This is a genomic window from Rubinisphaera margarita (assembly GCF_022267515.1).
GTDB lineage: Bacteria > Planctomycetota > Planctomycetia > Planctomycetales > Planctomycetaceae > Rubinisphaera > Rubinisphaera margarita.
This window is the reverse complement of the sequence record NZ_JAKFGB010000014.1, coordinates 1-13,913: the sequence shown is the minus strand read 5'-3', so window position 1 is coordinate 13,913 and position 13,913 is coordinate 1. Positions and strand designations below refer to the sequence as shown.

Sequence of the window (13,913 nt, the reverse complement as noted above, 5' to 3'; positions counted from 1 at the left end):
TACGAGGCTCCGTCGATTTGAATCGGCGGGGCTTTTTTCATGCGCCGTACGCGCACGCTGTCATGATGGGGACGCACGTGTGAATCTCAGGGTCATCCGCGTCGCCGAAACGGTCGCCGCCCTCTGGCTCAAATACTCGTTGAAACGGCTAACGCTTTCATCCCCTATCTGACATTGATAGACTTTGATGGCTTATCCGGCGGGCCTGCAAACGGCCTGCTGTCCCACCTGACGCCTGCGTCATCCGACCTTCGTTGCCGCGCACTCCCAAGAAAGAAACTCATGAAGTATGTCGTCTGGGGATTGGTCCTGCTGCTGATTGTGATTCACCAGGATTTCTGGTTCTGGAACGACAAGACCCTGATTCTGGGCTTCATTCCGATCGGTCTGTTCTATCACGCCTGCATCTCGGTTGCCGCTGCCTTCACCTGGTATCTGGCGACCCTCTTCTGTTGGCCGGAAGAGCTAATCGAAGACGCCCCGACGGGCCCGAGCAACGGCGAGGAGGTGCAGCATGGTTGAGATGATTGTTATCGGGATTTACCTCTCGCTCCTGCTCGGACTGGGGATCTTTTCCAGCACGCTGTTCCGGGGTACGAGTAAGGACTACATGCTGGCCAGTCACTCGATTGGTCCGTTTCTGCTGCTGATGTCGATCTTCGGCACCACGATGACCGCCTTCGCGCTCGTCGGGTCCAGCGGCGAAGCCTACGCCGAAGGGATTGGCGTTTACGGCATGCTCGCATCGTCTTCGGGCATCATCCATTCACTCTGCTTCTTTCTGCTCGGCGTCAAACTGTGGACACTGGGTCGCAAGTATGGCTACACCACGCAGATTCAGTACTTCCGCGATCGACTCGACAGCGACAAGATCGGCGTGCTGTTGTTTCCGATTCTGGTCGGGATGGTCATTCCGTATCTGCTGATTGGCGTCATCTCCTCCGGAGTCGTCATCAACAGCGTGACGGAAGGCGCGTTCGCGAACACCTTCGCCGAGTACGATTATGGCTTGCCGCCGTGGCTGGGAGCTCTGGTCATCTCGATCGTCGTGCTCATCTACGTCTTCTTCGGCGGGATGCGCGGTACGGCCTGGGCCAATGCGTTCCAGACGATGGTCTTCATGGTCCTGGGCGTCGTCACGTTCTCGATCATCTCGGCCAAGCTGGGGGGCGTTCAGGAAGCGACGAAAAAGGTGATGGAGAAGAATCCCACCAAGCTCATTCGCTCGGCTGATCCCTCCGATATCGAAGAGTACGAAACCGAGTTCGCTCAGTGGAAATCGCTGGCCGAATACAACTACGCCACGAAGACCGCGAACCTGTTCACGCTCAGCCAGGAACAGACGCAGCAGGCGTATGCGGAGTTCAAGCCACGAATGCCGGGCTGGCAGCAGAAAGCCGAGACCGTCTTCGCCAAGAAGAACGGGATGCTGGCCGATCTGACAACCGCTCAGAAGAACGAAGCTTACCTTGTTCAGGACGACCGGACATTGCCCGAGCCACGTCCCGAGTGGTGGAACGAGCAATCGCTCGATCACGAGACGATGGAGCAGTTCCTCCGGATCGACGGAGCCGAAGAGCGGGCTTACAAAATCTTCGAAGCCAACATCGGGCATCCCCAACAGCTGCTCGATCCAGACGATCCGAGCAAGGGTCTGAAGTGGACGCGTAAGAAGGCTCGCGGCGTCTATCGCGCGACGAAATGGGCTCCGCAGTATCCGCACAGCATCGGTTACTGGCAGTTCCTCACGTATATGTTCGTGCCGCTGTCGGTCGGAATGTTCCCTCACCTGTTCCAGCACTGGCTGACGGCTCGCAGCGCGGCCAGCTTCAAGCTGCCGGTGGTGGCTCACCCGCTGTTCATCGCCGTGGTCTGGGTTCCGTGTGTGCTGGTTGGAATCTGGGCGACGTCGGCAACGGTCGATGGCCGACCGATGTTCCCACCGCACTTCCCCCCCAACGCCGTGCTCGCCACGATGGTGAAGAGCATGACCGGACCGCTTTTGTCGGGTCTGCTCACGGCTGGAATTCTGGCCGCGATCATGTCCTCGCTGGACAGTCAGTTCCTTTGCGTCGGGACGATGTTCACGGAAGACGTGGTCGTCCATTACGGCGGCAAAAACCGATTCAGCGACCGTCAGATCCTCTATCTGGCAAGGTTCTTTATCATCCTGGTCGTTGCCGTGACGTACTTCTTCAGTCTGTTTGAGCAGCGGCGAGTCTTTACGCTCGGCGTCTGGTGTTTCAGTGGGTTCTCCTCGCTGTTCCCGCTCGTGTTCGCCAGTCTGTACTGGAAGAAGCTGACCAAAGCCGGGGCCTATGCCTGCGTCATCACGGCTGCGTCGCTGTGGATCTATCTGTTCTGGATGTCGGACTTCGCTGCGATTTCGAACTTCACCGTCAACTTCGGCGGCGATCACTTCATGTCGTTCACCAAGCGAGGCGAACACATCGAAAGCGACGTCATCCAGACTCAGCCGGTCATGCTGATGGTGCTTGGTTCGACGCTGGCTCTGATCCTCGTCTCGCTGGTAACGCCGAAACCGAAACCGGAAACGCTCGTTCGATTCTTCCCGGAGAAGAACTAACGGAGTGTGAACTGTTCGACTGCAAATCGCCGGCAATCGAGTCTCTGGATTCGATTGCCGGTTCTTTTTTTCAGATCCACGCCAGTGCTCAGTCCCCGGCCCCATCTGTCGGCCTATAATGGCGGCAAACCGGAATCCCCACCTTCTTACAGCGAGAGTTTCGAGTTGTCCGTCCCACAATCTCAATTTGTCTACGAACGTCGCATCGCCTTTGCCGAGACCGATATGGCCGGCATCGTGCATTTCTCCAACTACTACCGCCTGATGGAAGAAGCCGAGCACGCCTACTTCCGTTCGCTGGGGTTGAGCATCATGCACCGCCGCGATGACGGCGTGATCGTCGGCTGGCCGCGAGTGAACACACATTGCCAGTACCTGGCCCCGGCTCGCTACGAAGACATCATTCAGGTTTATGTCGATGTCGAACGGCTCGGCGTGAAGTCGATCACCTGGTCGATGGCCATCTATCGCGGCGAGACAAAACTCGCTCAGGGACGGATGAAAACCGCCTGCTGCCTCTGCCGAGCCGATCACACACTCGAATCAATCCCCATCGCGTCGCCCTACGCCGACAAGCTGCAGGAATCTCCGTACCTCGGCCAAAGCGAACCAGTCTCACGCTGAGCGGGGCTCGGCCACAACACGAAGGAGAGTCGAATGGGGTGGCCCCGAAAGATTCTTTCGGGGCCACGCAGCCGTTGGAAAGCGGTATTTGACGGGGGGTAATCTAAGAGGTGCCCCATGGAGAATTATGCGTGCTGATTAAGCCACGCTTTAGCTGCGTTCTCCCACGGCTTCGCCGCCCTGATAGCCGAGCTATCAGGGCCACCCTTCAGGTTGCTATTGGACGTACGGGAACTTGCTGGATGGCTCAGACGCGTGCGTCTGAGTGGCGGAGCCACAAGAGGTCGGTGTCCGACGTTCTCTGTTTGAGGGAGTGGAGACTTTCTGACCGTTTCCGCAAGAAGATCTTGACGTTAAATCCCTTCTTCCTGTGACTTCGTCACCCAGACGTGCACGTCTGGGCCATCCCCGGGTGTCGTTCACAATTGCAGTGGACTGTCGGTCCGAATCAGATCGTGCTTTCCGTCATCTGCGGTTCGACATCGGTCCAGTCGCGCTCGTAGCCCCAGGCATCGAAGCAGAAGTCCCATTCGCGGTGGACGAGCCGGCGTGTTTCGGCGGGAATGTCGACGTGGCGATTCTTCCGGTAGTCTTTCGTCTCCGCCAGATAGGTCTCGAAACGGGGCCGCATCTCATCGAACTTGCCAAGTCGCAATTCGCCATAGATCTTCTCCAGCTCTTCCAGCGGCTGAGCAGTCAGGTCCTCATAGGCGACTTCGTGGAACTGTCCCTCCGGAATGAGATCCTTCTGATCGAAGTAGGCCTGATACAGATCGCGGTAGGTTTCGATCACCATTTCATGCAGCCGCGACATATCGAAGCGCTGCAGCCCCCAGACCGGAATCACCTGTTGAGCCATGTGGGCAAACGAGCGGAAGACGTCGTAAGGATGCCGGCGGATGTGCAGGAACCGGGCGTCAGGAAACAGTTCGAGAATCAGTTTGATCCGTGCCGTGTGGTTGGGCGATTTCAGAATCAGCGGACGCCCATGAGCCCGCTGGACTTTGGCCACGAAGAACTGCAGTGCCTGCTTAAATCGGTCTCGATCAGCTTCCGTCGCCTGCTCAAACGAAAGATGGCGATCGTACCGGTTGGCGTTGTTGGGGAAAACCCAGCTGAACGAGTTCGACTTCTGCGAGAGAATCCCGAGGGCCATTTCGTCTTCGGCCGGTTCGCGAAGACTCATTTTCACGTTGTCCATAAACCGCTTTCGCGGCGTCATTGCAGACAGAATCGGTTCCCACCAGACCCGAGCCAGTCGAAACGTATGCGGGTACATCGTCTCGAACAGATCGGGAGCCGAGTAGCGTTCATCCTGGCACATCAGGTTGTGCAGATGAGTGGTCCCGCTTCGCCAGCTGCCAATAATGAAGAGCGGCGTGTCCACGTGGGTGGACTCAATCGACGGACCGTAGAAATACTTCTCCAGCCAGGCGAGCGGCGTCGTGCAGCCCGCGCTGATCGTAATGTGACAGGCCTTTCCCCAGTACGGAAAGTCGACCTGAAAGTCATTGGCGGCCAACAGCTTCCACCAGTCGCCAAACCGAATTCCGGCAAGGCAGCCCGGGCCAAAACCTCGGGCGAGTCGAGTCGACAATGGAACCGATTTGCGTTCCGGCTGGACAGGTTTACTCATGGCGGTTCTGAACTCATGACGAGCGAAAACTTCTGGGAACGTCCCCTTGGAAATCCCGGTCAGGACGCTACTGAATATCCTACCACATTAACATCAGGACTCCGGAGGCAATCAACCTCGTCGAAATCGCGCCGCAGATTCCTCGCGACGGTTCCGATTTTGCCGGCTGCAGCGTTGATTCCGCCGCATTCCACCAGCTGATATGATCCAACCATGCAGATTTCGATTCAGGACATCCACAAATCGTTTTTCCGCGGCGAGACCGAAGTCCGCGTACTGCGCGGGTTGTCGTGCGGCTTCACGACAGGTTCGTTCAATTTTATCGTGGGTCCCTCCGGCAGCGGCAAGAGCTCACTGCTCTATCTGATTGGAGCCCTGGACCAGCCCACGAGTGGAGAGATCGAAATCGACGGACGTTCGATTTCTTCCTGGTCCAAAGCCGAGGCCAATCGATATCGAGCCGAGGATGTCGGATTCGTCTTCCAGAGTTTCAATCTGATGTCGAACCTGTCCGCTCTCGATAATGTCCTGATTCCGGAAATGCCCAGAGGCATTTCAGCCGAGAAGCGGAAGGAAGCCGAAGACCTGTTAAAACGCGTCGGACTGGCTGACCGAATGTCACATCGCCCCAGCCATCTTTCAGGCGGCGAACAACAGCGTGTCGCCATTGCTCGGGCCCTGCTTAAAAAGCCGCGACTCATCCTGGCCGACGAACCGACCGGCGAACTCGACAGCGAAACCGGCCGCGAGGTCTTCAGCTATCTTCGCCTGCTGGCCGAACAGAACTCCGCCACGGTAATTGTGGTCACTCACGATGAGTCCTACATGCAGCCGCAGGATCAGATCTATCGGATCCGCGACGGACAACTCCTTGATCAAACCGAAGTAGAAAGCGTGTGATGAGAGACCCCGATATTCCCCAGACCACCGTCGATCTTTCGATCGCCGACCAAGTCGCAACCCTGACGCTCTCCGGCCCCAAGGGCATTCAGACGCTCGGGACGGCAACGCGCCAGGCATTGCACGAAGCCATCGAACAGCTCGAACAGAACGCCGAAGTCCGCATCGTTGTTGTTCGCGGCACGGGTCGGACGTTCGTGGCGGGAGCCGACATCCAGGAATTCCGCGGCATCACCGAGAAGCAGGCTCGGGTGCTGGTCGAAGACGGTCAGGCCCTGATGAACCGCCTCGCGGACTTGTCCTGTGTGAAGATCGCCGCGATTAACGGCCCCTGTGCCGGCGGCGGCTGGGAACTGGCGCTGGCCTGCGATTACCGCATCGCGGTCGACTCCGCCCGGATCGGTTTGCCCGAAGTCTCGCTGGGCCTGCTTCCCTGCTGGGGTGGCACGGTCCGCATGACGGAGATGTTTGGCAGCTCGCCCGCGAAGAAACTCATTCTCCGCGGCGATCTCATTCCCGCTGGCGAAGCACTGCAGCTGGGTCTGATCGACGATGTCGCCGCCCCCGAAGAGCTTGACGCGACACTCGAGGCACGCATTCAATCACTGTTGTCCCGCAGTCCGTTCGCTCAGCGGGAAGCTGCCCGCGCGATCAGCCGGATTTCCGCCCGGCATCACCAGACACAACTCGGAATGGCCGACGAACTCAACGCATTCCTGAAATGCGTGGCAGCCGGACAGGTCGAAATCGGCGTGCAGGCCTTCCTCGACAAGACTCCACCCCAGTGGGGCTGATCGTCCAGGATCGGTTTCCAGAGCGGATCGCTCTACCGTAAGTCCGTATAGAATCGAGTTTTCGCCCGAAATACGGCAACTTATGCGGACGGAACGGGCACACCATTAAGTGAACTGCACTAACCGGCCGCAATCGAAAGTCAGTCGACGTAGAGAAACTCGTTCGAGTTGAGCAGCACGTGAGCCAGATCGGCGAGGGCTTTCTCATAGGGATCCCCGCCGGTGGTTCCGCCGCTTCGAAGCGGATGCTTCTTCCCGGAAGAATCTTCGAGCGACTTCTCGAAACGCCAGTCGGCCACCGTGGAAGAGGGCAACTCTTCGCTGTTGAGGAGCAGCTGATCGTCCGCCAGAACCTTCGGCGTGATCCGCACCTGATCAATCAGTCCGTCCCAGCGATGCCGCGTCGAACCGTGCCGCCCGCCGACGATCGTGGAGAGCTGAGGCGAAGTGAACCCGCTGACGACCTGATGCTTCACGTTCGCCGTCTGCAACGGTGTGTTGTCCGACAGTTCCTGAACGGTGAAGGTCACACCCGTTTCTCCGGTGTCGTCGAGCTTCACTCGCACCGCCACATAGTAGGGCGTCTCCAGATCAAGATGCAGATCGGATGCGATGACTTCGTACTTCGTTCCCCCTGAGTTGGTCTTACCGACCAGCTGCAGAATCAGGTTGCGCGGCTGGTAAGCCGACTTCTTGCTCGTGACGCCGAGAGCATAACCAGCACGCTGATTATTGTTATCCCATTGCGAGACGATCGTGTTCACAGTTGCGTCGTCATAAAGCGAATTCAGCAGCACAATTGCTTCCAGAGTGAACTCGTCCGCACTGTCCAGCAGGTCGGCCGAAGTCATTGGCGGATAGACTTTCGCGTCCCGTTCCAGTTCGATCGCCTGCCCCGAACGAGCTGGCATCTCGGCATAGGACCACGGCCCTGTTGTCTCCGCTTCCGCGGCCTCACGTGCCTCAGCCAGTACGACTTCAAGGAAACCCGTCGCACCCTCCAGCTCCTGAGGCTGAGGCGAACGTTTCAGGATCCGGCGGTAGAGCGCCTCGACGGAAGTCGCAAGATCATCCCTTCCCGTCTGGCTGACAACTCCCTGAGCCAGCCTGGCCGATCGATCGAGAATCCAGCTGCCGTTCATCAACAGCAGTGCCTGCGTGGCTGTCGTTGTCCTGTTGCGGTCAGAGACACTGGACGTGCCGCGTGGAGCGTCGAACGCACTGAAGAGTTCTTCCTGTTTGTTCCGAATCAATCGCGTGTAGATCGAACGCCGGTTGGATGTCGACGTCACTGAAGGGCCGCCGGAGCTGTCACTCAGTTCTCCGGTTGCATGCAGCATGGCGTCCCGCAGTTGATCAGCGTTGAGCCGGAATCGATTCGCCCGCCAGAGCAGGGCGTTCTGAGGATCGACGAGCATGGCTCGGCTCGATGCCAGCGGGTTGTCCTGCAGAAAACTCGACTGCCGATAGGTCGCCGAGAGCAAGATCATCCGATGCAGAGGCTTCATCTTCCAGCCCCCTTCGACAAACCGCAGCGCCAGCCAGTCGAGCAGCTCGGGATGCGTCGGCGGCTCTCCGAGACTTCCAAAGTCGCTGGCCGAAGACACCAGGCCGCGACCGAAGTGACGCTGCCACAAACGGTTCACCATCACGCGAGCCGTCAGCGGATGACCCGGCTGCGTCAGCCAGTTCGCCAGGGCGGCTCGACGTCCGGTCGTTTCTTCGCCGGGCGTCGGCAGAATGGTCGGCGTGCGAGTCGACAACACTTCGATGAAGTGCGGCTCGACCGTCGTCTCCCTGATGCGCGTTTTCAGAATGGTCGGGGGCGCGTGCTGGCCGACATCGGTGACAGTCGGAGCGACCGGGGGCGACTTCGGTTTCAAATCATCGAACTTCGCCAGTTCTTCCTGCAGAGCCTGCCATCGTTCGAGCTTCTCCCCTTTCAGTCGCGACTTGAGTTTCGCCCGCTGTTCGAGCACCTGGCGATTGGCCAGTTCGGCCAGCTGATGTTCGAGCGGCTCACGATCCTCAATCGGCTTCCGCATCATCTGCTGGATATCGTCGGGGAACTTGTTGACCGAACTGTTCGCCAGCGACGTCATGACTGGCGATTCGATTTCGGCGATCTTCTCCCGAATCTCATGGGTCGCCGCTTCCCACTCCTTCATCTGCTCCTGATACGCCGCCCGTTCCTGCGACTTCAGCAACGGCTCTTCATCCCGCCAGAGGACCGGAGAAAGAAACGCCTGCAGGCCGTAGTAGTCGCTCTGCAGAATCGGGTCGAACTTGTGATTGTGACACCGCGCACAGCCCATCCCCAGACCGAGAAAGACGTCGCTGGTGACATCCGTCATCTCGTTGAGAATTTCCTGCCAGTGTGTGCGGACATCCCGCTGGTTGTATTCGTAGACCCCCAGACGGAGAAAACCAGTCGCGACCAGACTCTCCGGATCATCAGGATAAAGTTCGTCTCCGGCGAGTTGTTCGCGAATAAACTGATCGTACGGTTTATCGTTATTGAGGGCATCGATCACATAGTCACGATATCGCCAGGCGTTCGGCCGGTATGCATCCTGGCGGTAGCCATCCGATTCGGCATACCGCACCAGGTCGAGCCATTGCCGTGCGGAGTGCTCACCAAAGCGGGGATCTTCAAGCAGCCGATCGACCAGCTTCTCGTACGCCCGCGGATCCTCACTGGTCACGAAGGCTTCGATCTCGTCCGCTGTCGGGGGAAGCCCGATCGTATCGAAGTAGACGCGGCGGATCAGATCCCGTTTCGCGGCTGGACTCGCCGGGACAAGCTCAGCCTGTTCGAGACGGGCCAGCACGTAATGATCGATGTCGTTGACGCACCACTCCGGATTCTGCACCTCCGGCAGCGTCGAATCCTGCATCGGACGGAACGCCCACCAGTTGCGGTCTTCCTCGGTAATCGTCGAACTGCTCTGGAGCACTTCTCCGTCCGCATCATCTGGCCAGACAGCTCCATTCGCGATCCACTTTTCCAGCAACGCAATCTTGTCAGCCGCCAGCTGACCGTCGGGCGGCATCTCGTACGATTCATAACGGACCGCTTCGAGCAGCAGACTTTCGTCCGGCTTGTGCGGAATGATGGACGGTCCCGATTCCCCCCCGACTGTCAGGGCGCCCTGCTTCAGATCGAGCCGGAGTTCCCCCTTCTGCTTGTCCGGTCCGTGGCAGGAAATGCAGTGTTCGACCAGGAGCGGGCGAATGTGGGTTTCGAAGAACTTGACCTGTTCAAGCGGCAGCTCTTCGGCATGCAGGTTCGATCCGCCTGAGGCGGCCAGCACGATACAGAAGCTCAACAGACAGAAACGAAGCAGCGTCGACATCAGCGACCTCAGAGACTCGGCAGGCGGGACGATGCAGGAGAGTTCGACTCCCTTCCCCAACGGCAAAGGAATCAACAAATGCTGATTCCGAGTATCCGTGATCGACGCAGGAAAAACAAGACGGTCTCCGGAACGCCTCGTGGCCTCAGCCCCCTGAAGAATCACCAGCGCCCCCAGTGTCTGGAGCCGCAACGCCCGGCTGCTTGTTGCCCCGCAACCGGGAGACAAACCTCCCGGCTATCCTGCCATCGTTCGATTGGTCAACGAGCACTGGCAGAGCCAGTGCCACCCCCGAAGCCTCAGCAAACGGATGCCCTCGTGTGCCACTGGCTCTGACAGTGGGTATGGCGCTCGGGGCATTGGATGTTATTCGTCGTCCTGTTCCGCGATCAGCCTGGCGACAAAATCATCCAGGCTATCCGCGAACAGATTGCATTCCTTCGCCGCGTGATCCGCGAAACCGACCGAGAATTTCGTGACATCTCTGGTCACGACGTAGCAGTCGCCGCATCCGTTTTCACCGATGATCACGTATTGATCCGGCCACTGCTCGCCAAAGTATCCGTTCTCACGGACCTCACGATTGGCATCGATGACGAGCGTTGGATCGTCGAAAAGACCGAAATCCGGTGCTTCCGTGTCGGCTAACGCGGGCGGATAGTTCGTCACCACGTTGGAGTATGCCAGGGGAACGGAGAAACCGAGAGCTCGTTCGATGGCAGCGATGTCGTCAGAAGTCACTGGAGGATGTGCTTTCGATCTCACAGATCGAAGGAAGGCCTGGATGACCCTGAAGTTCCCTTCCGGGTCACGAAGTCACAAGCAGCCGGGTGTTGACGTTCGAATGACAGTGATCGCGGACGGTCTCACCCGGGACCATCCTGCGGGGGAGTCACTAATTTAAACGAAGAGCTGATGCAAAACGATCTCGAATTCTGCGTTCTCGATTCTCAATCTTTCCATCTGCTGACACGATGTAGTCTACGCACTTGATAAACGAGTCCCGCCGCTCCGGTGCGATTCGACTCAGCGATTCACACGTCTGTTCCACGAATGGATCGAGGCCTGTGGACTTGACGTTCGACAATACCTTCTGCAGTCGACGTTTGATTTCTTCGTCTTCCCACGGTGCACCGACGCGTTTAAACACTGCATGAATTCTCTGCACCTCTTTTTTGGCGATCTCTCGATCCGCAAGCATTACACAGCACATCGCATTTAACAACGATCCCAGAAGGAACTCCGACCCCCTTCGCTTCTCGGCCAGAGCTTCTTTCTTTCTCTGTTCTGCAACCTGGATCATGGGTTTTCGAGCAAGCTCTTGGATTCCAGTGAATGCATTGGGAGCGCCTTGCGAAGTACGTACGTCGCTGACATACAGAGATAAATCGACACCTTCGCCTTTAACGGACAAAACCCCAAGGCGTAGCTTTGGAATCCGTTGATTGTCGTTAAAACGTTGGTCAGGTGTGCCATCGTTGTTCGTGAAGCGCCACGTGTGTCCGACAACGTGGGAGTCGGACATCTGACGTATTCTCTCACGAGCTTGAACTACTTCGTCATTTGCAGAAATCTTTAGCTTCTCATAGCTAACTCCACCCGCCTGAGATCCTTGAAACACCAAGAGGTGATCTGGCATGAAGAAATAATCGGCGTTGAATGCCCTCATCTTCCAAACTGGAAAATCCAAGTCCAACAGCGGAGGAACCGCCCTTCTCACATCCAATTTCTCCACATTCGGGAAACTGCTGTCTCCACCAGAGTATCTGGTGTCTTGAAAGTGTGTTCGACCTTTGTATAGCAATAGCTGGCCCACATCGGAAAGCCCGTCTAATGCGTTGTTAATCTGATGAAATGCCTCTTTGCCCTTGCCCTCGATTCGGTAGGAGAACTTTACATGTCTTCGTGAATGATCAAGCTTCAAGAGGTTGAATATGAGCACAAATGACGCCGGAAAAAGCACGATGCCCGTAATTACCATCGCGGTCACGGGAGCCTTGCTTTCAAACTGAGGAATAAGCAACCAGAACGTCGCCAGGAAGACCACGAGCGCTATTCCCCATGGCAAATAGGGGGGCCTCTTGCGACGAGCCTCGATATCACGAATGATTGCCATCAGATCCGTATCGAAGCACACCATGTCGGGTTCGATTAGTTCAATCCTCTCAACGTTAGACTTTCCATGAGCCCGCGTTGTTCCGTCCTTGGATGCTCTGGACTCTCTTTTCTGCTTTTCAGCAAACGATAGCGCTCTTCGTTTCTTCTCCGAAGCCAAATCAAGATAGGAAAATCCGTTGTCTGTTACACCAACTTCATAAGAACTCGAATCGTCTTCAACGAAGCTTATGTAATCCAAGAACGTGAAATGTGACATCATTGGAACCTTGAAAACATCTTTAGATTGAATCGCTTTTCTTTGAATTGCAGGCTCGACAGAGAATTTGCAGATTCTGTGTCGAAGTGGCGCCACCTTTTGAATGGGGGATTATATGATCGAATTCTAAGTACTCCGTCGCACCGCACAAAACACATTTTCCTCCATCTCTAAACCACACTTCACTTCGGATTTCATCGCCTATGTGACGGCTATCTCGTACTCGTGAGACAGCCATTCCTTTCGCCTTCCGAACGAGAAACGATACAGCTTCACTGACCTCAAAAAGCAATCCCGGATCTGTGCCTTTTGTCGTGACATAGGAACCTCCTCCGGTTCCGCTTGACACCGTAATGCGGATTTTAGGTGAACGGCCATTCTCAAACTCTACTGCCAGAATGTTCTTATACCGCAGTTCATGAGCTTTTTGACGAGCGAGAAATCTAAGCCTGGCACTGCCAACGTACAACTCGCCCGGTTTCTTTCTGATCTTTCCGCCCGCGGTGAACTGAAACGAAACAGGGACTCGGTAGTGAAGTTTCTCGGTTCTTTCGAGAATGACGTGACTGTCTACTTTCAAGCGGGGAAGCTCACCCAATCGAACACGGAAGACTCTTTGGTACAGTTCCAAATCTTTAAGGCAGGCAGGTAGCAACTCCTCGGCATTCACAATCCCGGCAAGTCGCTCAATGAACTCTTTGTCAGAATCGAGTATCTCATTCTGGGACTTGATAGCCTCAAGAGCATTCACAAGGATCTCTCGCTTGTTCGGAACGGAGACGGATTTCAGTGCGGCAGCCCCTAACCCGAATTGGTGAGCAATCCGATCAAGCAACGAGATCTCTTCGCTGTCAATCTCGCCGTCACGTGCGGCCGTCACGAGGTGATGCGTGTAATAGGCAATAGCCTGGTCAGCAACCGCCGATTTAACGTCGTGGGCCCTGAGTCCGAAGTACTTGACGATGTTATCAAGCTGCTCCTGCTCCGTGGACGATATCTCCCCGACTCCGATTGCATCCGAGAACGCTCTACGATACAGAGACAGACCTGTCTCGTAATCAAGTCGAGCTATTGAATCATCCTCCAGCAAGAGCAGGCGTGATGCTTCTCGCACTGCGGGGATATCCGCCAAAGGTTTGTCGAGCTCTTTCGCGTATTGGAACGCTATTTGACGATAGACGGATTGAGCTGCAGAATCAAAATCTGCTCTTGAAAACTCAAACTTGCCCAACCGCTCGAGAAGATGGTCATTTGGCAAGGAGCTTAGATCTCGCGAGCTACGAAGCAGTCCTATTATCCGCTCCTTCAGCGCAACTCGGTTCAACTTCGGGTCCTCAGAACTGGCCTGGTCGATGTCATTCATTCCGCGATTGGGATTCACGAACTCAGTAGAAAAGCTGGAAGGGGCCTGCAACTCCGTCCACCGAGAATACTGTACCCAAGCTTAAGCTTCTGCTCAACTCGGTGTCCACAGCTAAAACGAGGAGCGATGCAATAGACAGAACTCCGATAACGAGGGGCGGTGAGCGCTGAAGCAATCCTCTTATAGCACCGATTCTGGCCCTAGCGAACGCTAAACCAGCGCACAAAAAAAGAGCCTCCAAGGTTTTCACCCTGGAGGCTCTTAATCGTGTGGCAAGTC

General features: G+C 56.5%; 10 protein-coding genes. 5 read left to right on the top strand and 5 right to left on the bottom strand.

Annotated elements, in window-relative coordinates; genetic code table 11:
• Window positions 1-282: 282 nt before the first annotated feature.
• The 3 genes from L1A08_RS12875 (at window position 283) to L1A08_RS12865 (ending at window position 3,211) form a co-directional block, all read left to right on the top strand.
• Window positions 283-522, top strand: coding sequence for a DUF3311 domain-containing protein (locus L1A08_RS12875; RefSeq protein WP_238756821.1), 240 nt, complete (start codon window positions 283-285; stop codon window positions 520-522).
• Window positions 515-2,587, top strand: coding sequence for a sodium:solute symporter family protein (locus L1A08_RS12870; RefSeq protein ID WP_238756819.1), 2,073 nt, complete (start codon window positions 515-517; stop codon window positions 2,585-2,587). Before L1A08_RS12875 ends, L1A08_RS12870 begins: the two co-directional genes overlap by 8 nt.
• Before the next feature lie 165 nt (window positions 2,588-2,752).
• The gene (locus L1A08_RS12865; RefSeq protein WP_238756818.1) at window positions 2,753-3,211 is read left to right on the top strand and encodes an acyl-CoA thioesterase; all 459 of its coding nucleotides are present in this window, start codon (window positions 2,753-2,755) and stop codon (window positions 3,209-3,211) included.
• Between the two features lie 448 nt (window positions 3,212-3,659).
• Here the strand turns inward: L1A08_RS12865 and L1A08_RS12860 are convergent, their stop codons facing one another.
• The gene (locus tag L1A08_RS12860) at window positions 3,660-4,847 is read right to left on the bottom strand and encodes a sulfotransferase family protein (RefSeq protein WP_238756816.1); all 1,188 of its coding nucleotides are present in this window, start codon (window positions 4,845-4,847) and stop codon (window positions 3,660-3,662) included.
• Between the two features lie 213 nt (window positions 4,848-5,060).
• Here L1A08_RS12860 and L1A08_RS12855 point away from each other — a divergent pair, with 213 nt between their 5' ends.
• Together L1A08_RS12855 and L1A08_RS12850 are read left to right on the top strand one after the other, a co-directional pair.
• Window positions 5,061-5,747: an ABC transporter ATP-binding protein gene (locus tag L1A08_RS12855; protein ID WP_238756815.1), complete on the top strand. Its 687-nt coding sequence runs from the start codon at window positions 5,061-5,063 to the stop codon at window positions 5,745-5,747.
• Window positions 5,747-6,541, top strand: coding sequence for an enoyl-CoA hydratase/isomerase family protein (locus tag L1A08_RS12850; RefSeq protein ID WP_238756814.1), 795 nt, complete (start codon window positions 5,747-5,749; stop codon window positions 6,539-6,541). Before L1A08_RS12855 ends, L1A08_RS12850 begins: the two co-directional genes overlap by 1 nt.
• Before the next feature lie 140 nt (window positions 6,542-6,681).
• On the opposite strand, the gene L1A08_RS12845 is transcribed toward L1A08_RS12850, so the two are convergent.
• The 4 genes from L1A08_RS12845 to L1A08_RS12830 form a co-directional block, all read right to left on the bottom strand.
• Entirely contained in the window at window positions 6,682-9,897 is a 3,216-nt protein-coding gene (locus tag L1A08_RS12845) for a DUF1553 domain-containing protein (RefSeq protein WP_238756812.1), read from the bottom strand.
• 366 nt (window positions 9,898-10,263) lie between these two features.
• Window positions 10,264-10,638 carry an SMI1/KNR4 family protein gene (locus L1A08_RS12840; protein WP_238756811.1) on the bottom strand — a complete coding sequence of 125 codons (375 nt, stop codon included), beginning with the start codon at window positions 10,636-10,638 and terminating at the stop codon, window positions 10,264-10,266.
• 154 nt (window positions 10,639-10,792) lie between these two features.
• The gene (locus L1A08_RS12835) at window positions 10,793-12,271 is read right to left on the bottom strand and encodes a tellurite resistance TerB family protein (protein WP_238756810.1); all 1,479 of its coding nucleotides are present in this window, start codon (window positions 12,269-12,271) and stop codon (window positions 10,793-10,795) included.
• Between the two features lie 22 nt (window positions 12,272-12,293).
• A complete protein-coding gene (locus tag L1A08_RS12830; protein ID WP_238756809.1) occupies window positions 12,294-13,634 on the bottom strand; it encodes an HNH endonuclease in 1,341 nt (446 codons plus the stop codon).
• Window positions 13,635-13,913 lie beyond the last annotated feature (279 nt).